The sequence below is a fragment of the Geobacter psychrophilus genome, assembly GCF_056821595.1.
Window position 1 is genome coordinate 507052 of the sequence record NZ_JBXDTU010000004.1, and the last position, 23919, is coordinate 530970.

Below are 23919 nucleotides of genomic sequence, written 5' to 3' on the forward strand. Positions count from 1 at the left end.
TGACGGCCCGGGCGGAACCCACACGCCCGGGCCGCAAACAGCCTAGAACTTCACTTCAAAGGTAGCATAGACATCGTGGGCAGTCTTCATGGGTGCCAGCATCATCAAGTCGGTTGACTGGATTTCGGAGATCTTCTTGGGAGCCCCAACCCAATTGTTGCTGCCGGTATATTCGAAGTCATAATACTGGTAGCCGAGCTTGAAGAAGGCCTTGCTCAGGTACGACGAGATCGGCTTGAGGTTGAGTTCCTGAATGATGTAGGGCTCATACACATTGCCGCGGGTACCGACTTTGCTGGTCCACATGTCATCCGCAGCCGGGGCGAATGTGATCCAGTTTTTCGAACCATGGTTAAACTCGAATCCGATTTTGGTTTTGGATGGCAAATCATAACGGACACCGGCGTAGACGGCCCAACCGGTCCGGTCGGCCCGGTTGCTATCCTGTGCGAAGAATTCGCCGGTCATCAGCCCCTGGAACCCGGCATTATCAGAAACATTGCCGCCCGGATGGGCAACACTCAAACCGAAGTCAGTGAAGAAATTGAGGTTACCTGGACCAACCTTCTTGAGGGTGCTCATGGCACCCATCCCGTACCAGTCGATGCTGCCGAGATTGGTCGCCGGGGCGGTATTGCCAAAGATGGTGTTGTTCATGGCAGGGAAATCGAAAATATTGAAACCGCGATTCCACTGCAGCCATACACGCAGGGGATCGGTATCCACCGGGATGATGGCAATCCCGAGCATATCCGTATCTTTGATGCTGTTGGAGGCGGTTTTGATGCCGCTGTCAAAACCACGGCCGTAACAGACCTTGGCATAGGCACCCGGCAGCATGTCGATATCCGGCGCATACCCGACCGTCATACCGTCAAAGGCATAGTCAACCAGCAGGGCGGGTGTACCGCCATTGCCGGGACGCTCGTTGTTCAGACGCAGATTGCTGGGTGCGCCATTGGTGGCGGGACGACGGCCGACCGAGAACCATAACGGCTGATCGAGGATATTGCTCCAGGTCGCAAAGGCCCGGTCCACATTCAGCAGGCTGTCGGATGGCACGTGACTGAGGGTACCGTCGAACACGCCGACGCGATCAGCGAAGTAACCGCCCATGGTAGTGGAATCGCTTTGTGATCCGAATGATTTGTACATATCAAGCTTGGCATGAACGGTAATATCCTGGGTGGCCTTGGCGGTCAGGTCGATACCGAACTTGTTGGTGTACAGGGTTTCGTTTTTGGGTTTGTAGGCTGGCATCTGTGCGAGATTGGGAGAGCCCGCTCCAAGAAAGGACTGCAGAAGTGCCGTATTTGCCAGCAACGCGGCCTTTTCCGGAGTCGTGCCCAGATTGTTCACCAATTGTGTAATCATGCCCTGATACGCGGCCTGGCCAGCTGCGAGATTGCCGCCGCCCAGCTTTGTGATAACTGCCGTCATGACCCCTTTATTCGAAAGCGTATTCAAGATGGCGCTTTGCTGCGCCGTCAGCCCTTTGGCAGCAAGCGCGGCATCAACACTGCCGTAGGTAGTCATGTAGTTTGATATAACTGAATCAAGACCGCCGTTAGTCATAAAATTGAACATGGCTTGCGGCATGTAATTATTTAAAATCATGCCAAATTGATCCCGTGTAAACAGCGTCCCTGATTTGCCCGCCATCATGTAACTCAGAGCTGAAGGGTTTCCGGAAACACCCGCTACTGTTGGGTCGTTCAGAAAATTGCCCACCATCGTACCCATTGTCCCGATTGCATTCGAATACGGCACTGTTTCACCATGCAGCGAATCCAGACGGAAGCGGTATTCACCACCGATAGTCAGCCATTTGCCGATGGATTTGTCCTCTACCTTCTTTACCGAGCTTTTGAGGTCCGCTATTTCCTTGGACAGCTTGTCGATCCTCTTTTGCAGGTCGTCATCAGCCGCATGTGCCGCCATTGGAAGGGACATCCCTGCGACCAGTGTTGTCAATACAAGCTTCATTACCGACTTCTTCATTGATTCCTCCTTTGTGAGTGGTGCCCCATCATCTGGAGCGGTGTCAGTGGTATCACGGACCTACGTATATGTTGTTTCAGGCATTCACCTCCTTACATGGCAGGTAATCCTTTGATACTATTGCGGTTACATTCATAAAACACACCATTTAAGTAGTCTACTATCCATGTATTCAAATTATTGCATGCAATAGGAGTGCCGCATATATAGCGGAAACGGTATTGCATTATGCAATGCGCCATATGATGCAGTGTTTAACTCTGTCGTTATTGGCAGATTGCTTTGAGTAAATAGTGGGTATGAATTAAATAGAACAGCCGTGGGAAGGATTCGCGGCCAAATAACGGAACATTGAACGCCAGTAAGATTTGTCAGAAGCCATATCACCGGAGTAACTCGGCTTCTGACAGGAAGACATTTGTTATATGACGGACTGCTGCCACCTTCTCAGTAGCGGGCAGTCATGTTACGGCACGTTGCGTACTTGAATCTGCTCCTGTACCAAGCTTTTGAATCTCACGTATCTTTACCGGATGGTGTCTTGTCCTGCCCGTTTTTTTTGGTGCCCCGGTCCCCGAGGTCACAAGAGTCGGACATTCAGGTTTGAATACCCAGCTTGGGCAGGATGACCTTCTGCAGTAAAATCCAGATTACAACAACGGCGACCATGATCAGAATATCTTTCATGTTAGTACCTCACGACACGTCAATTTTGTTCAAGAAACTCGACTATTACCTTTGCTACCGGGTCAATGACCGTGTAATGCATTTCAACACCGTGGCGCTTGCCCTCGATGATTCCGCGTGCCTTCAGCATCGCGAGATGCTGGGAAATAACGGCTTGCGGCAAACCGAGGCAGCCCCAGATATCCTTGACGCATTGTGGCTGTTTCACCAATCCGGCAACAATTTTCAACCGCAAGGGATGACCGAGTGTTTTCAGGACCAGCGCAGATGTCTCATACACGCTCATGGCTATCTCACAATCTGAAAACCGTTTCGATACCAGCCCACGATGCCGTCGCTCATATGATAAACAACGCCATAGCCCATTTTGGACAGGTAGCGGGCGGCGGGCAGCGAGCGCGAACCGACCGCGCAATAGACAATGACAGGCCGATTTTTAGGAATTTCACCGATTCGCCGCTCTACCTCGTTAACCGGAATCAGCACGGCTCCGGGGATACGGCCCTGACTGAATTCCTGCGGGGTGCGTACATCCAGCAGGAAGGCATTCCTGTTTTTATCCAGGATGACTTTGGCCTCTCGGGCCGTTATGTTTCGGGTTTCAGCCGCTGTTGCAGATGAGCAGGCCATCAGCAGCAACAAGAGTATCCATAGGATTCTGTTCACGTGTCATACCGTCCTTTGTCAGTTTCCTTCACAGCTTCCACAATCATTTACAGCAGCTGGAGCCGGGAAAGCGAGGCACACCCAGTTTTGCCAGGATGTTGAACATCGGGCAGAACTGGGTAAATCCGGACTGGAACAGGTTCAGTCCGACAAAGCCGGTGAACCAGAGCCAGTTGGGGCTGTGAAAGTGTGCCAGCAGCAGTGAGATCATAATGAATGACCCGGCCACGATGCGTACGATGCGTTCGATATAAAATTCTTCTTTCATGTTCCTGCCTCCTCGTTACGATTCAGATGAAGTCTGTATGTGTGGTTCACCGACATGATGCCGTTCCTTCCAGTTTTGGACCAGGTAATACAATATGGGAATGGTTACCCGTGACAGGGTCGTCGAGGCGATCTCGCCGAACATCATGGCCAGGGCCAGCCCCTGGAAGATCGGGTCAAAGACGATTACAAAGCTCCCTACCACCACCGCAGCCGCGGTCAGCAGCATGGGGCGGAAGCGGACGGCGCCGGCCTCGATGATGGCCTCATCCAGGGCCATCCCTTCGCGGCGCTTCATCTCGGCAAAGTCGATCAGGATGATGGAGTTACGCACGATGATCCCGGCCAGGGCGATGAAACCGATCATGGAGGTAGCGGTGAAGAAGGCACCGAACAGGGCGTGCCCCGGCAGGATGCCGATCAGGGTCAGCGGAATAGGGGCCATGATCACCAGCGGCGTGGTGAAGTCCCGGAACCAGGCCACTACCAGGATGTAGATCAGCACCATGACGGCACCGAAGGCGATCCCCAGGTCGCGGAAGACCTCGTAGGTGATGTGCCACTCACCGTCCCACTTCATGCCCAGCTTTTCCTCGCTCCAGGGCTGCCGGGATGCCAACACCTCGATCTTTGAGCCGTCCGGGTTCGACAGGGCGGCGATCTCTTTCTGCATCTTGAGGATGGCGTACACCGGCGCCTCGATCTGGCCGGCCACATCGCCGATCACATACACCACGTTCTTCAGGTTCTTGCGGTAGAGGGTCTTCTCCGCGTTGCCGGTCGTTGTCCGCACCAGCTGGGAGAGCGGCACGCTCCCCTTCTGGCCGGGAACGTAGATCGCCGAGAGATCCGCTATTGAGCTGCGCTCCCCGGCAGGCAGGCGCAGGTTGATGTAGACCGGTTCCTTTTCCTTGGGCAGGTGCAGTAATCCGCTGTTCTCCCCTCCCAGAGCCATGGCCAGGGTCCGGGCAACGTCATCCACGGCAATGCCGGAGAGGGCCGCCTTTTCCCGATCAACGCCAAATGTCACCTTCCGCTGATCATCTTCGCGGTACATATCCACATCCACCACGCCGGCAGTCTTGACCAGAATGTCCCTGACCTTGCGGGCGGTGCCGGCGCGAGCAGCATCATCCGGTCCGTAGATCTCAGCCACCAGAGTGGCCAGCACCGGCGGACCGGGCGGAATCTCGGCCACCTTGACCCGGGCTCCGTACTTGTCGGCAATGGCCTTGACCAGCGGCCGGATGCGCTTGGCGATAGCATGGGACTGATCCTTGCGCTGATCCTTTGGCAGCAGGTTGACCTGGATATCGGCCAGATTCGAGCCTTTGCGCAGGTAGTAATGCCGCACCAGGCCGTTGAAGTTGAAGGGGGCGCTGGTGCCGATATACAGCTGGAAATCGGTCACCTCCGGCACACCCCGCAGGGCGTCGCCCATCTCGCGGGAGATGCGGGCGGTCTGCTCCAGCGGCGTGCCGTCCGGCGCATCGATGATCACCTGCAGCTCGTTCTTGTTGTCGAAGGGGAGCATCTTGACCGTCACGGCCTTGAACAGGACCAGGGAGCAGGAGAGCAGCAGCAGGACTACCACCGCACCCAGGAAACCGTAGCGCAGCCCCTTCTCGTGGATCAGCCGCCCCATCCAGTGGCGGTAAAATGCTGTTAACCTGGAATCTTCGGGTGCTGCGCCGGAGTCGTGATGTGACTCTCCCTTCATGAAGCGGAAGGCGAAATAGGGGGTCACGATGAAGGCGATCAGCATGGAGAAGAGCATGGCCATGCTGGCGCCGACCGGGATCGGCCGCATGTAGGGGCCCATCAGGCCGCCCACGAAGCCCATGGGCAGGATCGAGGCGATCACGGCAAAGGTGGCCAGCATCGTCGGGTTGCCGATCTCATCGACCGCCTTGATGGCCGCATCCAGCGGCTTCATGACCGTAGTCGTGAAGTAGCGGTGGATGTTCTCGACCACCACGATGGCGTCGTCCACCAGGATGCCGATGGAGAAGATCAAGGCAAAGAGGGTGATGCGGTTGAGGGTGTAGCCGATCAGATAGAAGATCAGCATGGTCAGTGCCAGGGTGACCGGGATGGCGATGGCCGCCACCGCACCGGCCCGCCACCCCATGAAGACTGCGATCAGGATCGTGACGGAGATGGCCGCCAGGAACATGTGGAACAGCAGTTCGTTGTTCTTCTCTTTGGCGGTTTCGCCGTAGTTGCGGGTGATCGTGACCTGCACATCGGAGGGGATCAGCTTGCCCTTGAGTGCCTCGACCTTTCGGGCCAGATCCTCGGCCACCCAGGTGGCGTTGGCGCCCTTGCGCTTGGCCACGGAGATCGTTACCGCTGCATAATCCTGTCCCGGTGTGCCGGTCAGATTCTTGTGGGCAGCAGCCGGTCCCATGCCCATAAAGACATAGTCCTGCGGTTCCTGCAGGCCGTCCCGGACCTGGGCCACATCACTGAGATAGACCGGCTTGCCGCCGAAGACACCGACCACCGTGCGTTTGACCGCCTCTGCGCTCTCCAGGAAGCCGCCGGTTTCAACGATTGTTTCTTTATTGGCGCCGGAGAATGCGCCGGATGAGAGTGTGGCGTTGCCCTTCTGCAGGGCACCCGCCACCTGCAGGGGCGACAGGCCGTAACCGGCCAGGCGCGGGGCGTCCAGCGTCACCCGCAGCTGGCGAGGCAGGCCGCCCTTGATCTCGACCTCGGCGCTGTTCTCGCTCTTTTTCAGTTCATCGGCCACTTCCCGGGCCAGGGTCCGCAGGGTGCCGTGATCATAGCGCTCCGACCAGAGCGTCAGGGCCATGATCGGCACGTCGTCGATGGATTTCGGCACCACCAGCGGCTCACCGGCTCCCGGCGGCAGTACGCCGCGGTTGCTCATGACCTTGTTGTAGAGTTTGACCAGCGACTCCTCCATCGGCTGTCCCACCAGGAAGCGCACGGTGATGATGCCCAGGCCGGGGCGGCTCATGGAGTAGAGGTACTCGACCCCCTTGATCTCCCACAGCTTGGACTCGAAGGGCTTGACCACCCGTTCCTGCACCTCCAGTGGCGAAGATCCGGGCATGGGCAGGTAGATATCCACCATGGGAACCACGATCTGCGGTTCCTCCTCGCGGGGGGTCATCTTGATGGCAAACAGGCCCAGCAGCAGCGAGGCGCCGACGATCAGCGGGGTCAGTTTCGAGTTGATGAAGGCGCGGGCTATTTTTCCGGCGAAGCCGAGATGTTGCATAGTGTTAAACCTCTTTAGTCACTGTTCATATATCAACAAGGTCAAAAAATCTTGCTCCCGATTGTGATTATTCCATCTTAGACCCTTCGCTGATCTTCTCAACGCCACTGACAACAACCCGCTCACCATCGGACAGGCCGGAGAGAATCTCCACCTTGTCGCCGAAGTTTTTACCGACCTTGACCAGACGCATGCGGACGATGCTGTTCTTGTCCACGACCCAGACAAAGCTTAATGCGCCGCGTTCAACCAGTGCTGCTTTCCTGACCCGCATGCCGTTTGTGCTGGTGCCCAGCGCTATGGCACCACGCCCGAACGTTCCGGACGCAAGTCCCTTCTGACTCAGGTTGACCTTGGCAATGAAGGTGCGGCTGTTCGGATCGGCAACCGGGACGATCTCTGCAATTTTCAGGTTCAGGGTGGTAACACCGGAATCGAGGGTCACCTGCACTGGCGAACCAGGTTTAACCTTACCGGACAAGGATTCCGGCACAGCCAGCTCCAGCTGGTAGTTGCCCTCATCCTCTATCGTCATCAGCGGCTGACCGGGAAAGACCGTGGCTCCCGGATCAACCTGCTTTGCGGAGATGATGCCAGAGATAGGGGCAATAATGCGGGTGTATCCCGACATGGCAGCCGCTGCCCGGGATCCTTCCCGTGATTGATTGAGGCGCGCCTCGGCCCTGGCCACCCCCTGGGAAGCAAGTTCCTGCTCGGACTGTTTCACATCAAATTCCTGGCGGGTGACGGCCTGCTCCTTGAACAGCTTCTGATACCGTTCAAAGGTTGTATCGGCCAGCTTTTTGCGGGAGCGGGCCTCTTCAAGCCCGCGCTGCGCCTCGTCCACGCCGGAAACGGCGGCAGCTGCCTGGGCCTGGTTCTCCTGGGCATCCAGCTGTGCCAGCAACTGCCCCTTGCGGACCCGATCGCCTTCACGCACCTTGAGGCTGCTGACCGTGCCGGGAACACGGGTTGAGACGACGGCACTACTGCGGGACCGCACCGTGCCGACCAATTCAACCGATTCGGGCAGAGCAGCGCTTGAAACTGTTTCCAGAAGCAGACCTTTGACCACCGGAGCAGGAACGTCGGTTTTTTTGGCGTTGTCGCCATGCTGGCCGCCGCAGCCGCCCAAAGCAAGCAGGACGGCCACTGCGGGGATCACGCTGCGAAGCCTGTAGGTAATGGTACTCATGTCGCTCCTGTATATCATTTGGTCATCTCCTTGAGAAAAATTCCGGCACTGAAATAGACATAGCCGCGTGCCAGGGCCAGGTTTGCCTCTGAATCCACCAGATCTGCCCTGGTCTGGTTCAGCGCTGTCTGCGCGTCGAGAACCTCGACCATGGTGGCCAGCGAATTTTCAAATCGTTGGGTCAGAAGACGTACGGTCTCTTCGGCATCCTGCTGGGTGTTGACGGCAACTTCGAGGCGCTTGGCCATCTCTTCGCTGCGCAGATAGCTCTCCCTGACCCGCAGGCCGGATTCGCGCGTGGCATGCTGCAGCAGCTCGGCTGCGGCGGATTTTTCTGCGACCGCCTTGTCCCGCTCGCGACAGCGCTTGAATCCGTCAAACAGCTGCCAGGTCAGGGCAACGCCCGCATTCCAGGAATCGTTGTCCGTCCTGAAGGGTGTGTCCCGGGAATTCATCTGATAGGTGGCAAAGGCGCCGACAGTTGGCAGATAGCTGCTGCGGGCAAGCCACAGGGCAGCATCCGCCTTTTCATACTCCGTCTGCGACAGTTTCAGTTCAATTCTGCTGTCGAGCGACAGTGCAACCAACTCCTCAGGTGTCTGGAGCAGCGGAGGGGCTGCAATCTTTGCATCAACCAGTTCGATGCTGTCGCTCTCCTTGAGCCCTATGACGTTGGCAAGCTCCATCCGGGCTATGGTGAGATTGTTGCGGGCGCTGATCAGCTGCTGTTCGTTCATGGAAAGGTTCGTGCGGGCCCGTAACTCGTCTGATTTCAGGCCGACGCCGGCCTGATTGCGGACCGTCGCCAGCCGCATGTGCTCCCGCACCTCGCTGACGGCCTGTTCAGCGGCACGGAGGCGGGCCTGGGCCTTCTGGATATCCAGGTACAGCCTGAACACCCTGAACGCTGTTTCCTGTTTCGAACCTTCGTAGCGCGTGTCCTGGATGTGAGATTCCTTGACAGCCATCTCCCGGGCCGGTGGGATGGACGGGTTGTAGATCGGCTGCCTGACCGTGAGAGCGGTCCTGAAATCGTGCTGGGTGCCGGGATTGTTGAGGTTATTGATCTGGAAGTCGTTCTGGCTGAAGCGTCCTTCATCCAGCTTCATCATGAAGGTCTGCGTCGGGGAATTGGAGATCGTGAAGCTCTCATCAAAGGAGATGGAGGGATAGTAGCGGGAGGTTACGATGGCGATACTCTGCCGGGCAGATTCTGCCGTAAATCCGGCGGCCCGCACCCGGTTGTTTTTTTCGACCGCCATGCCGATGGCATCCTTGAGGCCCAGCCGGAAGGTTTCCGCCCCCGCCGTAGCGGCACAAACCGCAATCATACACAGTGCAAGAATAGACCTGATCATACGCACTCCTCGGTGTCAAATATAGTGAAAATTATATATGTTATAATTTATATGTCAATAAAAAAACTGATGCTGAATTCTGACGCAGTAACGGGCTACTTTCTTAATACTACCCAGCGACTGCCGGTTAGGTTTATGCATTTGTCACTTAAAAGTCCCCCCTCCCCTTGCGGGAGGGGGTTAGGGGGTGGGGGAATTTGCCATATTTGATGCTGACGGCAGCTTCACCCACCCCTCAATCCCCTCCCGTCAAGGGAGGGGAGGCTTAATGCAAAGACCAAACCGGACACTGCTGAATACTATCAGCAAACCAGCTAACTACGAGATTCAGCAGATCAACCAGGTAGCGGGATGCAGGCATTGGAACATGGTTGCCGGCAACAAGACTACCGCTTCGAAGTCAGTTTTTTGGGCCTGGCTGAGAAAAACAGTAGAAAATGTCCGGAGAGAAGGGTAACATTTATAAATTTCAAAATGCTCCGGCAAGTACGTGCCCCTTTACACTCCCCGCGAAACTCGCAGGTGAGTGAAGCCATTTCAAAATAGCGAGGTTGAAGAGATGACAGTGAAACATTTTGGACCGACAAAATTTGATGCAGCACTGGTACCGGAGATCGCCCGGAAATGGGGCACGCCGCTCTACCTGCATGATCAGGCATTCATCGAGCGCAGCTGCGATCAGCTCTTGAGCATGCCGAACCCGTTCGGCCTGCATGTGCGCTACGCCATGAAGGCCAACTCGGACCGCACGGTACTGCGCGTAGTGACCAACAAGGGTCTTGACCTGGACTGTTCTTCGCTGGATGAAGCGGCCCGGGCCCACATTGCAGGGATTCCCTACACCCGCATGATGCTGACGACCCAGGAAGTCCCGAGCGGCGAAGAGCGTAAAGAGCTGGAGGAGATGATCCGTGCCGGCCTGAAATACAATGTCTGCTCTCTGACACAGTTCCGCCTGATTGCAGGCTTTGCCAAGGAAACCGGCATAGAGCTGTCCATCAGGGTCCATCCCGGCTCGGCCGGCGGCGGCGAAAGCCAGACCCGTGATACCGGCAGCGAATACTCCTGCTTCGGCGTGCACCTCAATGATGTGCCCGCGGTGAAAGCCCTGGCCGACGAGATGGGGCTGCACTTTACCCAGGTGCATGTGCATATCGGATCGGGCGGCGACCCGGAGAAGTGGCGCGAGAATATCGATCGCGAGCTCGGTTTTGTCAGGGATCTCTTTCCGGATGCCGTACGGGTCAGCTTTGGCGGCGGCCTCAAGGTGGCCAGGATGCCGGGTGAAAAACAGGCGGATATTGCCTCCCTGGGAGCCTATGCCGCCCAGCGAGTGAAGGAGTTTAAAGAGGCCACCGGCCGCGAACTGAAGATGGAGATCGAACCGGGGACGTTCGTGGTTGCCAATTCCGGCCACATCATTACCCGGATCATTGATAAGAAGCTGACCAACGAGCTGAATTTCCTGATCGTTGACGGCGGCATGGAGCTGCTGACCAGGCCGCTGCTCTACGGCTCCGAGCACCCGATCACGATCGTGCGCCAGGACGGCACGCTGCTCTCCAGCGAATACGACAACATTCCGGCAGCCGGGACCAAGCCGTTCGGCATTGTCGGCAGATGCTGCGAAAGCGGCGATTCGGTGCGCCTGGACAATGACGGCAACATTGTGCCGGTGATGATTGCTGAACCGGAGATCGGCGATTACGTGGTGATCGGCGGGACCGGCGCCTATTCCGAGAGCATGTCGCCGGAGAATTACAACTCGCACCGCAAGCCGCCGGCAGTCATGAAGACACGCAGCTCGGAATTTGTCCTGATCAGGAAGAAACAGACCCTGGAACAGATCTTCCAGAATGAGCTGGATGTAGAACTGTAATAGAGAATCCGGCACAACGGCCGGGACCATCTGAATAACCAGACATCAGAAAAGCCAGGGATACCCTCCCTGGCTTTTCTGGTTTTCATTTCGTACGGGCGGCGATCGCTGCCGCCATCCTCCCCAGCGCTTCTGTCAGCAAGGACCTGCTGCAGCCGAAATTGAGCCTGACAAATCCGGGTGCACCGAATTCCGCGCCATCTGACAGCCCTACCCCGGCCTGCTCGAAAAACTGGCCGGGATTTTCAATGCCGCTGGCACGGGTGTCGATCCAGGCCAGGTAGGTGGCCTCCACGTGGGTGGTTGCCAGTCCGGGGATGCTCCCGATCGCCTCCGCCACCAGGTCACGGTTCCCTCTCAGATAGGTCAGCAGCGCCTGCCGCCACACTTCACCGTAACAATAGGCCGCCTCGGCAGCCGTATATCCGAGCAGGTTGACGTGCGGCACGATCCGTCCGGCCGCCTTGATGAAACTTTTTCGCAGCAGCGGGTCACTGATCACCGCAAAGGAACAGCCCAGCCCGGGGATGTTGTAGGTCTTGCTGGGGGCCAGCAGCGTAATCGTGCGGCGGGCGATGTCCGGCGACAGGGTGGCAATCGGGATATGGGCTGTCTCCTCGTCCAGGATCAGACCGGCGTGGATATCGTCCGAACCGATGATCAGGTCGTGACGTTCGGCCACCCCGGCAAACTGCTCCAGTTCCTGCTGTGACCAGGCACGGCCGACCGGGTTATGGGGACTGCACAGCAGCAGTAGCCTGGTGCGCGGCGTGATGGCCCGTTCCAGGGCTTCCAGGTCCGCCACCCAGCGCCCCTCGTCCAGCTTCAGCGGCACCTCGACCGTGGTACGCTGCGACAGGGTCGGGGCCGACAAAAACGGCGGATAGACCGGTGTGAAGGTGACGACCTCGTCACCCGCTTCACCAACAGCCCGGCAGAGCACATTCAGCCCGCAGACCAACCCCGGCAGCCAGACCAGCCATGTGGGCTGCACCTGCCAGCCGAAATCCCGACCCAGGTGCTCCAGCACCGCATCCACCAACCCTTGAGGCGGATGGGTGTAGCCGAAGACCCCCTGTTCGATCCGTTCGTGCAAGGCGGAGATGACCGCCGGCGGAGAACGGAAATCCATGTCCGCCACCCAGAGCGGGATGATGTCGCGCCCCCGGTACTTGTCCCATTTTTCGCTGCTGGTGCCACTGCGGTCGATGACCGTGTCAAAATCGAATTCAGTGCCGGTCATGTCTACTCGCTCTTTGCCAGGCTGATGCCGCTGTCGTCAATCAAGCCCCTGCCGATGGTGAACCCCTGGGCCAGGAGCGCCCCGGTGGCAAAATAGTTGCGGGAGCCGGGATCGTAGGAAAAGGTCCGGACCTTGGCAGCATCGGGCAGCCCCTTGTCGTTCAGTACGGATTCATCGGCCTTGACGTCGACAATCTCGCCGATGAACTGGGTATGCAGCCCGATCTCGACCGTCTGCAGCAGTCGGCATTCCAGTATCAGGGGGAACTCGGCCACATAGGGGGCATCCACCAGCTCGCTTCTGACCGGAGTCAGACCGGTCACGGCAAACTTGTCCACATCCCGCCCCGAGACGATCCCGACATAATCCGCCTCGCGGACATGGGTCTCGGAGGGAATGTTGACGGTAAAGGCCCGGCGGGCCACGATAGCATCATAGGTATAGGTCGCTTTGCGCAGGGACACGGCCACACAGGTCGGCGACGAGCAGCAGATGCCGCCCCAGGCGATGGTCATGATATTGGCTTTGCCCTTAGCATCGTAGGTCCCCACCAGCCAGGTGGGTGTCGGTTGTGCCAGGGTCTTGGCACCCAGTGATATTTTCATGTCAATGATCTCCCTCTGTTTTTGTGTTTCTTCATCAGTCTTCATGGGTCCGCTTTCAATGCACTACCGTCAGTTTCCCCGCATCCTACCCTGAAGAAGTGGTGAGGGGATATAGTATGCCGTCTGGCAGCGAAAAACAATTTCAAACAAAGTCTGTTCGCACGGCACAGAAATGGCCGAAGGGAATCCCCCCCGGCCATGGGTTTTCTGCAGCGAACTGGAGCATTCACGACAGCAGATGTTCACCGGCGGCACTTATGCCGGGCCGGAGCGGCTGTCATGCCCGCTGTTTTTCATTCCCCAGCGGACGACAGTCCTCTGTTCGAGGCCGGTGAAGACCAGGTTCTCCACGGCGATGCCGATCACGATCACGGTGATCAGGCCGGCAAAGACCGCCGGTATTTCCAGCTGGTTCTTGTTTTCGTAGATGAACCAGCCGATGCCGCCGCTGCCCGAACTGACACCGAAGACCAGTTCCGCTGCAATCAGGGTGCGCCATGCAAAGGCCCAGCCGTTGCGCAGCCCGGTCAGCAGCGAAGGAAAGGCGGCCGGTATCAGGATGGTGGCTACGTAACGGATGCCGATCAGGCCGTAGTTGCGGCCGACCATGCGGATGGTCGGGTTGATCCCGGCAAACCCGGCGTGGGCACTCAGGGCCACCGGCCAGAGCACGGCATGCACCAGCACAAACATGATGCTGCCCGTGCCGAGCCCGAACCAGAGCAGTGCCAGCGGCAGCAGTGCGATGGCCGGCAGGGGATTGAACATGGCAGTGCACAGGTCCAGCAGATCTGCGCCGAGGCGACTGCCAACGGCTGCCATTGCCAGCACCAGTGCCAGCAGCACACCGATGCCGTATCCGACGATCAGGGTCTTGAGGGATACCAGAATACGGGCAGGCAGCGTTCCGTTGACCAGTGCCTCGGCCAGCGCCTTGAGCGTAGCGCTGAAGGTCGGAAGCATGAGCGGGTTGGCCAGGTGCCCGGCGTACCACTCCCACAGGATGCACATCAGCACCAGCAGCACCGTTCGTCGCAGCCAGGCCTGATCCCAAATGTGTCCCAGAGTGATGCCCTGCCTGGCGAATGCGGTTACAACTGCGGTATCAGCAGTGATGCCTGCTGTTTCAATAGTGGTTGCTGCGGCGCTTTCTTTCGTCATGATCGTGCCTCAAATCGTATATTCCGGAGCAGAGCGGAACAGGATCCGCTGGATCCGTTCCGTCAGTTCCGGGTTGTTTGCAGCGGCCGAATTAACCCGGTCCGCTTCCAGAATCTCTTCCACCCGGCCCGGATGGGGCGACATCACCACGATCCTGTCCCCCAGCAGCAGCGCCTCTTCAATGGAATGGGTGACAAACAGCATGGTGAAGCGGGACTCACCCCACAACTCCAGCAGTTCATCCTGCATCCGTCTGCGCGACAGGGCGTCCAGAGCGGCAAAGGGCTCGTCCATCAGGATGATATCCGGCTTCATGGCCAGGCAGCGGGCGATGGCCACCCGCTGCTTCATGCCGCCCGACAGGGTATGGGGATAGGAGTCGGCGAATTTCTGCAGATGCACCGTGCGGATGGTCTCGTCAGCACGCTCAAATGCTTCCCTTTTGGGCAGGCTGCGGCTGGCGATCAGACCAAAGGCCACGTTCTCACGCACGCTCTTCCAGGGGAGCAGTTGGTCAAATTCCTGAAAGACCATCACCCGGTCCGGTCCCGGCCCTTCGACCAGCCTGCTGTTCAGGGTAATGCTCCCTGCGCTCGGCTTCAGATACCCGCCGACCGCTTTCAGCAGGGTCGACTTGCCGCAGCCGGAGGGCCCCAGCAGCACCATCCGCTCACCGCGAGCCACCTGGAACGTGACGCCTTCGGTTGCCGTCACTGTATGGTTTTGCGCCCGGTAGCGCAGCGTGACGCCGCTGACATCAAGCAGTGATTCTGCCGCTGCAGTCGCCATGATCAGCTCCCCTTCTTGCCGTGGACAGCGGGAAAAAACAGCTCCCGCCAATCCTTCGGCCGGGTCTTGATCGTACCGGTCTGGTGCATGAAATCGGCGAACTTGGCGATATTGGTCGGGGTCGTCGAATACCCCAGCTTCGGGTTGTTGAGCTGGGAAAGCAGGTCTGCCGGGGATTCCTTGCTACCGCTATTCTTGATGTAGATCTCGGCCGCGGCCTTATGGTTCTTTTTGATGAAGTCATCGGCCTCTTCAATGGCGGCCAGGACCGCCCTGTTGATTTTTGGATTGGCTTCGTAAAAGACCTTGGTGGTGGAGATGACGTTGAAGGTGTGCGGTCCGCCCAGGACATCGTAGGAGTTGAGTACCGTCCGGACATTCCTGCTATCAAGCTCCTGGAACATGAAGGGGGGGCTGGTCAGGTGGGCATTGATCTCGGACCTGCCGGACAGGAGCGCGGCCATGGCATCCGGGTGTTTCATGGTGACGGTCAACTTGTCCAGTTTGGCATAGTTTTCAAACCCAAAGGCCTTGGCCGCCGCCATCTGCAGGACGATGGCCTGGATCGAGACCTTGACCGCCGGCAGGGCGATACGGTCCTTGTCGCCGAAATCACGGATCGATTTCACGTTCGGATTATTGGTATTGAGGAAGAGCGGCGATGTATCAAGGGCTGCCAGCCCCTTGACGGCCCCGTTGCTCTTGGCCCACAGGAGGATCAGGGGGGCAACGCCGCTGGAGACGTAATCGACGCTGCCGGACAGCAGGGCGTCGTTGGTGGCGCTGCCGCCCCCCAGGGTAGCCCAGGTCACCTTGATATCCCCCAGGCCGGCTGCCCGGGCATGCTTCTCGATCAAATGCTGCTCCTCAGCGACGATCAGCGGCAGATAGCCCAGGCCGTACTGTTTGGCGATGCGCACCTCCCTGACCTCGGCTGAGGCTGCGAAGGGAATGGTAACGAGGATGGCGAGCAGGAGTGAGAAAATACGAATCGGGTGGAAGGTGGTACGTTTCATTGTGTATGTCTCCTTTGAATTTACGTTTAAATCAGTAATGTCCGGCCAGGTAATGGTCCCCCCTCCCCTTGCGGGAGGGGGTTAGGGGGTGGGGGAATTTGCCATGTTTACCTCCGCAGCAATTTCACCCACCCCTCAATCCCCTCCCGTCAAGGGAGGGGAAGGGATCCATGCTCTACCGCCAGACGGTCCAGATGCAGATGGAAGGGGTGCAATCGTTCTTCATGCTCCTTGCGGAGCAGATAGGTCTCATCGCGTACCTGCAGCACCTCTATCAACCAGACCGCCGCCAGGTCGGCATCGCCCAGGGCGTTGCGCACCTCGCGGTAATATGCGCTGAATAGCGGCCCGGAGACATGGGCCTTGTACGTCCGCCCCGTTATGACCAGCACCTGGCCATCACGACCGCTGAGGGTGATGGAGACCGGCCGCTCGAACCAGATGCTGCGCAGCAGGTTGCGGTGGCTGGAGGAGGTTTCCAGCAGTTCCAGGTGCACCAGCCTCCCCTGCCCATCCTGCCTGAGGAAGGGACTCGGCACGCTGTGGGGCGCGCCCGCTTCATCCAGGGTGGCGATGCTGGCATGTGTTGCCGTATCTGCCAGCAGTGTGGCGACCAATGTGCGTAATTCGTTGGACATGGTTCATTCCTCCCAGAGCGGTAACAGCCGTGACAGATCGGTGTCGGGATGATTGCCGCAGTTCCTGTAGCTGTCGTGGTCGATGGGCAGGCGGTATTTGACCCGCAGGGCGTGCAGCCCCCGCGCCAGCCGGATGTAATAATCCAGCGAGGCGTTTTTGAAGCTCCCCAGCGGGGTGTCGGGGCGCGGCGACCAGACGATGAAGACCGTGCTGACCCCCTGTTGCGCCAGGCCCTCGGCTTCGGCCAGCGTCCGTGCCAGCGCTTCATCCTCGCTGCGGAAACCGTGCGGCCCGGCCAGCTCGATGCCGGCCACCAGTCCGGTGTTCACCCGGCCCGGGCCGAATACATCCACCGCATCAATCAGACGTTTTTTCCACTCTCTGTAGCCGATCCATTCCGCCTTACCGGGGCAGAGACGGTTAAACTGCTCCTCGTCCAGCACTTCGATGTCGGAGGTATAACTGGTCAGCCCGGTCTGGGCGTAGAGCCTTTTCAGCTGATCTTTTTCAAAGGCGGTGCCGATCATCTGGCTGGGGAATTTGTGGGTACGGAAGTTCCGGCCGACCTCTTTCAGGATGGCGATGTAGTAATCCACTTCGTCATCGAAGGGCCGTGCGCCGCCAACCATGGAACCGGCGGTCAGGAACACGGTTGAAAAGCGCCCCTGCTCTTTCAACGCTTCGCCGACCACCTCCCCCACTTCGACCGGATCCAGCCTGGCCGGGATCTTGAGTTCCTTGCCACCTTTTTTCAGCTGGGAGACGATATCGCAGAAGGCGCAGCCCTTGCCGTTGTTCCAGAAGGTGCAGTAACGATAGGGAAAGATATTCAGCCGCTGGGGGCGGGCACTGACGATGTTCTTCATCGGCACCCCGGAACTGCTGGTCCTGGCATAAAAAGCCGGTGCCGGCCAATAGTCGACCGGTTCCACCGGCAGGCCTCCGTCAAACAGCCAGGGCTCCCCTTCCAGCAGGTCCACCACGTAGGGGCCTTCTTCCAGGGCGGTCGGGGTAGTGATGATCGAGCTTCCGTCCCGCAGCAGCAGCGACTCGGGACGGGCAGCGATCCGGCCGTCGCGGGCTCCGAAGATATGGGTGCCAGTAGTCTGGTGCAGCCGTTCATCCAGCAGTCCGACCGCCGCATCGCTATAAAACGCACCGCGCCGCTGTACGTCGGTCTTGAGGATAATCAGGCGGGGCACATCCGGATAGCGCTGTGCCACTAAATCCAGGTCTGATACGTGGGCTTTTCGGGCCAGAGCGAGTGTCATTGTCAGTCTCCTATAAACCTGTCCGGGCTAGAGACGGAGCCAGCGGTACTCCGGTCACCAGCGGCAGATTTTTGTCCCTGGACCAGCCGATCCAGGAGCTGTCGTAGTTATGCAGTTTATCCAGCGGTCAGCCGGCCAGATAGAGGGTAAACAGGGCCTGGGTTGAGCGCACGCCGGACTGGCAGTAGAAATACTGCTCTTTGCTGCGCTCGTAGCCGAGATTGTGCAGCACACGCTGGAGATCTGCGGCGGTCAGCCACTCGGCCTGGTTCTCCTTTTTCTTGAATACCGTCCAGTTGCTGTGAACGCTGCCGGGAATGCGGCCGGCGCGATAGGCACCTTTTTTCAGTTCCTCGCCGGTAAACTCCTTGAGATCGCGATTGTCCCAGATCTGCGCCGCAGCACTGTTCTGGGCGGCAATCACCTCAGGCGTATCCACCCGGAGCGCGGGCAGCGCGACCCTGGCGACGAACGTGCCAGTACGGACGGGTGCTGCATGCGCCAACAGATCGACCGGATAGCCGGCATCCTTCCAGGCCTTGATGCCGCCATCCAGCACCCGCACATCCCCTTTGCCGTAGTAGCTGAAGGCCCACCAGAGGCGGGTGGCATCATACCTGGTGTCATAAACCACCACCTGCGAATCCCGGTTGATGCCCAGTCTCTGGGTCAGCTTGGAGAAGCCGGCGGCATCGATGATATTGCCGCTGATACCGTGCTGTGTTTCCGGGGGGGCCTCTATGGCCGGCCGGTCCACCTGCAGTGATCCGGGGATATGCCCCAGGTGGTACTCGACGCTGTTCTCGGCTGCCAGGACCACCAGCCTGGGGTCTTTGGCATCGATCAGACGCTTGAGTTCCTGCACGCTGATCAGGGCCTGCCCGCGCGGATAGCCTTTATAGCCGCTGCCTTCGGCAAAGGCGTTGACGGTCAGCAGGCTCATCAGGGTCAACAGCGTCAGAATAATACGGATCGGTTGTGTGTTCATGATTGGCTCCTGTGTTGGGTGTGGAATAAAAAAAGAGGCCAGGCATGGACGGGGCATATCTATCCCGTTCCAAGCCTGGCCTCCAGTTTTTCTGGTCAGCCCGTTTTAGGTAACCTAGCAAACCATAAACAGCATGTCAACTTATTTATATATTATCTACAAGTTTTATATACATTAAAGACTGATTCAGGCGTTACAGCCCTGCCCTGATGTCCTCAGCCTTCATACAACAGCATCTATCAGGTAGCAATCCGGTCTTCCCGGATACTGAAGTCCGGGCAGCCGCCACCAGGTGTAACAGCCAGGATCTGCACCTCGTCAACCAGCCCGTTTTCGGGACCGATGCTGCACCATGCGATCACGGCATCAACAGCGCTTTCCTCGCCTTCAAGGCAGGCTTCTACGGAGCCGTCAGTGACGTTGCGCACCCAGCCGGTGACGCCGTGATGCCTGGCAACCCACTGGGTATGCATACGGTAAGAAACCCCCTGAACAATACCTTTAACCAGAATCTGTTTGCGTATCGACATGCGACATTCCTTGGTTATTGATGGATTGAAACCCAACATACTTCTACTCATGATACGGATACGACAGGAACAACGGCAGGGACAGCCCGGTTGGCTTGCGGGTCTTCAGAGAAAAGGAACTAGCTGACGCTGATCCTGTCACCCGCGCCCGTCAGCCGCTCAGGCAGCAACCGGTCGCGATCCACCAACTGGGGGAACAGGTACCGCCACACGCCGACGACCAGCAGGGTGCCGACGCCACCCAGCACGGCCGCAGGAACGACCCCGAACCAGGCGGCGGTCAGACCGGATTCGAACTCGCCCAGCTGGTTGGAGGCCCCGATGAAGACGGCATTGACGGCACTTACCCGCCCCCGCATCTCATCGGGCGTATCCAGCTGCACCAGGGATGAGCGGATGACCACACTCAGCATGTCGGCCCCGCCCAGGATGATCAGGGCCAGAAACGACAACAGCATGGAGGTCGACAGGGCAAAGACGACCGTGGCGGCACCGAACAGGGCCACGGCATTGAACATCTTCCGGCCGACCTTCTTCTTGAGGGGAAAACGTGCCAGGTACAGGGAGGCCAGGAAGGCGCCCACCGCCGGGGCGGAGCGCAGCAGGCCGAGCCCGCGGGGAGAGGCGAACAGGATGTCGCGGGCATAGATCGGCAGCAGGGCTGTGGCGCCTCCCAGCAGCACGGCAAACAGGTCGAAGGAGATGGCCCCCAGCAGGACCGGCCGGCTGCGGATAAAGGCGATTCCGGCAAACAGCCGCTCCAGGCTGATCGGCTCCCGGGAGCGGGCCATGTGCCTGATCCGCAGGCAGGAGATCACCACCGCCGAAAGCAGGAAGAGCGCTGCGCCGATGCCGTACACCACGGCAGGTCCGGCCATGTAGATAAACCCGCCCAGCATCGGCCCGACAATGATGGAGGCCTGCGCCACCGAGGCGTTCACCGCCATGGCCCGAGGCAGTTCCTCCGGTTCGACCAGCGACGGCACCATGGTCTGCATGGTGGTAAATTCAAAGGCCCGGCCGCAGCCCAACAGAAAGATGAAGGTAAAGATGACCTCCCGGCTGATCCAATTGCCGAGGGTCGCACTCAGCAGCACCAGCAGGGCCGTTGCCTCGGTCAGCTGCGCCAGGGAAACGATCCGGCGGCGGTCATAGCGATCGGCCGTGTGCCCCACCACCAGCACCAGCAGCGCTGACGGGATAAACTGCACCAGTCCCACCAGTCCCAGGTCGAGCGGCCGGCCGGTCAGCGCGTAGATCTGCCATCCGACAGCCACCGCCACCATCTGGTAGGCGATGATGCCGGCACTGCGCGCCATCAGCAGCCAGAGGAAGGAGCCGCGGTGCGTGCCGGTCTGCGGTTGTGTAACGTCTGATTTCATCGGCACCGGTATGTTGGATTTAATGGTGAGGATGCAGAACAATTCAATAGACAGCGGTCAGTCAAGGCGCCCCCCGCCGCGATTTGAACGGTCATCATGGTATTCCCTGATCACAAAACAGATGACAACATCAATGAGAAATGCTGCACCAACGGTGAGCTCCAGCTTGAGGAAGATGTCCGGACTCCAGGGCGCAAACCACAGCTGGACAACGCCAATCACAACTGCAGCAACAAACAGGACTGATCCAAGAAAAATACCCGTTTTCATACCTGCCCCGCCATCGGCTGAACGACAACCGCCGTCCCGTAACAAAGCACTTCGGTAACACCGGCCATAACTTCAGTGGCATCATATCTCACAGCAATGATGGCATTTGCTCCATGACTTTCCGCCTGGGTACACATGATCTGAAAGGCGTCTTTCCGGGTCTGTTCACACAGATTTGTATAGATGGAAATGTTACCGCCAAAAATCGTCTGCATCCCTCCCAAAAACGAACCAACGATTGACCTTGACCTGACAACAATACCGCGGACCACACCGATGTTGCGGACTATTTCATATTTTGGCAGTTCAAAAGCCGTAGTAACCATTTGCACGTTCATCAATGGCCTCCTTATCTAATATCGAGCAGTTCCACTTCAAATATAAGAGTAGCGTAACGCGGGACGGAACCGACAATACCATCATCACCATAGGCAAGATTTGACGGGCACTCCAGTTCTGCCTTTCCGCCGACCTTCATCATCTGCAACCCCTCGGTCCAGCATTTGATGACGTTTTTCAGCTGAAAATCAACCGGCCCTCCGCTTTTATAGGAACTGTCAAATTCGCGGCCGTTCAATAATGTGCCCCGGTAATTGACCCGTACCGTGTCGTCAGGGCGAGGAACAGATCCGGAACCTTCCCGGAGCGGGGTGTATTTCATCCCGGATTTTGTTGTTATTGTCTCTTTCGCCACCGGCTTAACAGGGTCAGCGGCAAACGAGGTCGCGGCAAGCAGGCAGATCATGGTTGAAATAACGAGTCTGTGCATATTAATTTCCTTTTCTTTCGCCCGGACGGGCTTAATCAGTGTAGCGGTTATAGCTCACGTTCGGATAATCCAGTTTTTCGGCGGGGACCGGCGTTTTGATCTCGTCCGGATACCCGATACTGATGATTGCGGCAACCTTGATCTGCTCCGAAAGACCCAGATGCCCCTGAATGAATGATTCTGCTGAGACACTTTCGCTGTGCGGCCGGCTCCGTATCTGTATCCAGCAGCTCCCCAGCCCCAATGACTGTGCCTCCATCTGAATCAGCAGTGCGGCTATGGCACAGTCCTCGATCCAGACATCCGACCTGGTGATGTCGGCACAGACAACAATCCCCAGCGGCGCCTGGCGCAGAAACGCTGAACCGTGTGTCTTGGCCGTCGAAAGCGTTGCCAGCAGTTCAGGATCATCCACCACGATGAATTTCCACGGTTTGTTGTTGCGTGAAGACGGTGCGCGCAGCGCCGCCTCCAGCAGCAGGTCGAGCGTTGGCCGGTCAACCGGCTGGCTGGTATATTTCCGGATACTGCGGCGTCCGCGTAACAGGTCAATCATAGATAGAAACCTCATTCTTACAAAGTGATTATTACGGACAATCCCCCAGCCGCTTGGCCTTGACCTTCATATTCATGGTCTGCCCCTGGCTCTGCATCTTCATGGTCGAATCGTAGGCATCACCCTTGTACACCGTCTCGCCGCTGAAAGTCCCGGCATTCTTTCCGGTACACTTCATCTTCCAGGTGACTTTGTTGCCGGTCTGTTTCAGATCGGTAACGGTACAGTTTTTGTCAGTAGAGATGGTTTTCTTCTGATCCTTGACATCTTCCTTGGTGTAGCAGTGCTTTACCTTGGTGGGCGCCATTTTCACCGGCATGCCGGGCATGTCCATAACGGTGATCAGTTCCCAGTAACCTTCACGCATGGTGTCGGCGGCAAAGCTGGTAGATGAAAGGAACAGGGCGGACAGAATGACAATGATACTTTTTTTCATGGCTCATCTCCTTTGTGGTTTGTTGTTCTGTCTCGGGTGGTGAAAAATCACTTGTCGGCATCTGTCAGAAGAAAAACAGTCCCAGCATTCCCGTGAGGACCATAACGATACCTGCGAGTATACGGAAAGCGGCATTATAATCATTTTTTTCTTCAGTAGAGAACGTACTCAGCAATCTGGACAACCCTCTGTTTTCAACCCTGAAAGGCAACCTGCGCCAACCACCGATGACGAGAATGACACCAACGCAGATCAATAGTACGAAAAAGGCTACGGGTGGATTATCATTCGGATTGGCAGCTCTCATACGTATCACCAATGTTGCCGGCACAGTTTTTTCAAATCGGTGACAAAACAGGAACGCTCCCCATTTGAATGGGAAGTTTCGCTATGTATCGCTTGCTAATATCTGATCAGGTCAATTTTGGTCAGCAGCGACTGATTCGAAACACGTGGTGCATTCACCATATTCCAGGCAACATACTGCTCAGCGTACGTACTGTCTGCAGACATGCCGTCCACGGGCAGGATGACCTGCATTCCCCGGAAGGCAGCCCCGCTGGCCGTGTACAATACGGCCCCGTGTGCTGCCGTTCCCGTTACCATAACGGTTTTTATACCTTTTTCCTTAAGGATTTTTTCCAGATCTGTCCCTAGGAATTTATCGGGCCCCGATGTCACCACCGGTTCTTTGCCGAGCGGCATCAACTCCCTGGCAATGTCGGCAACAGCAGCGCCGGCAGAGAGGCTGTATACCACGTAAACACCATGAGCGCGTGCCTCCGCAAGAAGTTTTTGCACTTTGGGAATGGAGGCAATACAACGGGGGCGTTTGTCGGCATTGCAGGTCTGTTTGTTAAAATCGAGCAGCAGGAGGGCTGTCACTTTCGGGTCGATTGTCACTGATTTCAATTCCGGCGCAGTGGGCGTCTTCACGGAGTTCCATTCATCAATGATATTC

26 protein-coding genes are annotated in these 23919 nt (G+C 57.7%); 2 read left to right on the top strand and 24 right to left on the bottom strand.

Annotated features, from left to right (window positions below):
- Window positions 1–42 precede the first annotated feature (42 nt).
- The 7 genes from ACOCF6_RS04550 to ACOCF6_RS04580 form a co-directional block, all read right to left on the bottom strand.
- Window positions 43–2001: a DUF3373 domain-containing protein gene (locus tag ACOCF6_RS04550; protein ID WP_482459205.1), complete on the bottom strand. Its 1959-nt coding sequence runs from the start codon at window positions 1999–2001 to the stop codon at window positions 43–45.
- Window positions 2002–2707: 706 nt separating this feature from the next.
- A complete protein-coding gene (locus ACOCF6_RS04555) occupies window positions 2708–2974 on the bottom strand; it encodes an ArsR/SmtB family transcription factor (RefSeq protein ID WP_482459206.1) in 267 nt (88 codons plus the stop codon).
- 2 nt (window positions 2975–2976) lie between these two features.
- On the bottom strand, window positions 2977–3354 hold the full coding sequence (locus tag ACOCF6_RS04560) for a rhodanese-like domain-containing protein (RefSeq protein WP_482459207.1): 378 nt from the start codon (window positions 3352–3354) through the stop codon (window positions 2977–2979).
- A gap of 43 nt (window positions 3355–3397) precedes the next feature.
- Window positions 3398–3622 (bottom strand): YgaP family membrane protein, encoded by a 225-nt coding sequence (locus ACOCF6_RS04565; protein ID WP_482459208.1) that lies wholly within the window; start codon window positions 3620–3622, stop codon window positions 3398–3400.
- 15 nt (window positions 3623–3637) lie between these two features.
- Window positions 3638–6871, bottom strand: a complete 3234-nt coding sequence (locus ACOCF6_RS04570; protein WP_482459209.1) for an efflux RND transporter permease subunit — start codon at window positions 6869–6871, stop codon at window positions 3638–3640.
- Window positions 6872–6938: 67 nt separating this feature from the next.
- Window positions 6939–8066, bottom strand: a complete 1128-nt coding sequence (locus ACOCF6_RS04575; RefSeq protein ID WP_482459210.1) for an efflux RND transporter periplasmic adaptor subunit — start codon at window positions 8064–8066, stop codon at window positions 6939–6941.
- 14 nt (window positions 8067–8080) lie between these two features.
- Entirely contained in the window at window positions 8081–9424 is a 1344-nt protein-coding gene (locus tag ACOCF6_RS04580) for a TolC family protein (protein WP_482459211.1), read from the bottom strand.
- A gap of 268 nt (window positions 9425–9692) precedes the next feature.
- On the opposite strand from ACOCF6_RS04580, the gene ACOCF6_RS04585 reads away from it, so the two are divergent.
- Window positions 9693–9881: a hypothetical protein gene (locus ACOCF6_RS04585; RefSeq protein WP_482459212.1), complete on the top strand. Its 189-nt coding sequence runs from the start codon at window positions 9693–9695 to the stop codon at window positions 9879–9881.
- 102 nt (window positions 9882–9983) lie between these two features.
- Complete coding sequence (locus tag ACOCF6_RS04590) at window positions 9984–11303, top strand: diaminopimelate decarboxylase (RefSeq protein WP_482459213.1); 1320 nt, start codon at window positions 9984–9986, stop codon at window positions 11301–11303.
- A gap of 85 nt (window positions 11304–11388) precedes the next feature.
- Here ACOCF6_RS04590 and ACOCF6_RS04595 read toward each other — a convergent pair whose 3' ends face one another.
- The 17 genes from ACOCF6_RS04595 to ACOCF6_RS04675 form a co-directional block, all read right to left on the bottom strand.
- A complete protein-coding gene (locus ACOCF6_RS04595) occupies window positions 11389–12546 on the bottom strand; it encodes a MalY/PatB family protein (RefSeq protein ID WP_482459214.1) in 1158 nt (385 codons plus the stop codon).
- Between the two features lie 2 nt (window positions 12547–12548).
- The gene (locus tag ACOCF6_RS04600; protein ID WP_482459215.1) at window positions 12549–13151 is read right to left on the bottom strand and encodes a flavin reductase family protein; all 603 of its coding nucleotides are present in this window, start codon (window positions 13149–13151) and stop codon (window positions 12549–12551) included.
- 255 nt (window positions 13152–13406) lie between these two features.
- Window positions 13407–14312 carry an ABC transporter permease gene (locus ACOCF6_RS04605; RefSeq protein WP_482459216.1) on the bottom strand — a complete coding sequence of 302 codons (906 nt, stop codon included), beginning with the start codon at window positions 14310–14312 and terminating at the stop codon, window positions 13407–13409.
- Between the two features lie 9 nt (window positions 14313–14321).
- Entirely contained in the window at window positions 14322–15101 is a 780-nt protein-coding gene (locus ACOCF6_RS04610) for an ABC transporter ATP-binding protein (protein WP_482459217.1), read from the bottom strand.
- Between the two features lie 2 nt (window positions 15102–15103).
- Window positions 15104–16117, bottom strand: coding sequence for an ABC transporter substrate-binding protein (locus ACOCF6_RS04615; RefSeq protein WP_482459218.1), 1014 nt, complete (start codon window positions 16115–16117; stop codon window positions 15104–15106).
- Window positions 16118–16266: 149 nt separating this feature from the next.
- A complete protein-coding gene (locus ACOCF6_RS04620; RefSeq protein WP_482459219.1) occupies window positions 16267–16755 on the bottom strand; it encodes a hypothetical protein in 489 nt (162 codons plus the stop codon).
- 3 nt (window positions 16756–16758) lie between these two features.
- Window positions 16759–18027 carry a radical SAM protein gene (locus ACOCF6_RS04625; protein ID WP_482459220.1) on the bottom strand — a complete coding sequence of 423 codons (1269 nt, stop codon included), beginning with the start codon at window positions 18025–18027 and terminating at the stop codon, window positions 16759–16761.
- 127 nt (window positions 18028–18154) lie between these two features.
- Window positions 18155–19015 (bottom strand): sulfurtransferase, encoded by an 861-nt coding sequence (locus ACOCF6_RS04630; protein ID WP_482459221.1) that lies wholly within the window; start codon window positions 19013–19015, stop codon window positions 18155–18157.
- A gap of 239 nt (window positions 19016–19254) precedes the next feature.
- Entirely contained in the window at window positions 19255–19545 is a 291-nt protein-coding gene (locus tag ACOCF6_RS04635; RefSeq protein WP_482459222.1) for an acylphosphatase, read from the bottom strand.
- Window positions 19546–19664: 119 nt separating this feature from the next.
- Entirely contained in the window at window positions 19665–20927 is a 1263-nt protein-coding gene (locus ACOCF6_RS04640) for an MFS transporter (RefSeq protein ID WP_482459223.1), read from the bottom strand.
- A 57-nt stretch (window positions 20928–20984) separates the two neighbouring features.
- Window positions 20985–21197 (bottom strand): hypothetical protein, encoded by a 213-nt coding sequence (locus tag ACOCF6_RS04645; RefSeq protein WP_482459224.1) that lies wholly within the window; start codon window positions 21195–21197, stop codon window positions 20985–20987.
- Window positions 21194–21535: a YbjQ family protein gene (locus ACOCF6_RS04650; RefSeq protein WP_482459225.1), complete on the bottom strand. Its 342-nt coding sequence runs from the start codon at window positions 21533–21535 to the stop codon at window positions 21194–21196. Before ACOCF6_RS04650 ends, ACOCF6_RS04645 begins: the two co-directional genes overlap by 4 nt.
- 11 nt (window positions 21536–21546) lie before the next feature.
- Window positions 21547–21966: an FKBP-type peptidyl-prolyl cis-trans isomerase gene (locus ACOCF6_RS04655; protein ID WP_482459226.1), complete on the bottom strand. Its 420-nt coding sequence runs from the start codon at window positions 21964–21966 to the stop codon at window positions 21547–21549.
- Between the two features lie 31 nt (window positions 21967–21997).
- Window positions 21998–22522 carry a nitroreductase family protein gene (locus ACOCF6_RS04660; RefSeq protein ID WP_482459227.1) on the bottom strand — a complete coding sequence of 175 codons (525 nt, stop codon included), beginning with the start codon at window positions 22520–22522 and terminating at the stop codon, window positions 21998–22000.
- Window positions 22523–22553: 31 nt separating this feature from the next.
- Window positions 22554–22958, bottom strand: coding sequence for a DUF3617 domain-containing protein (locus tag ACOCF6_RS04665; RefSeq protein WP_482459228.1), 405 nt, complete (start codon window positions 22956–22958; stop codon window positions 22554–22556).
- Between the two features lie 64 nt (window positions 22959–23022).
- Entirely contained in the window at window positions 23023–23265 is a 243-nt protein-coding gene (locus ACOCF6_RS04670) for a hypothetical protein (protein ID WP_482459229.1), read from the bottom strand.
- Between the two features lie 95 nt (window positions 23266–23360).
- Window positions 23361–23894 carry a cysteine hydrolase family protein gene (locus ACOCF6_RS04675; RefSeq protein ID WP_482459230.1) on the bottom strand — a complete coding sequence of 178 codons (534 nt, stop codon included), beginning with the start codon at window positions 23892–23894 and terminating at the stop codon, window positions 23361–23363.
- Between the last annotated feature and the right edge of the window lie 25 nt (window positions 23895–23919).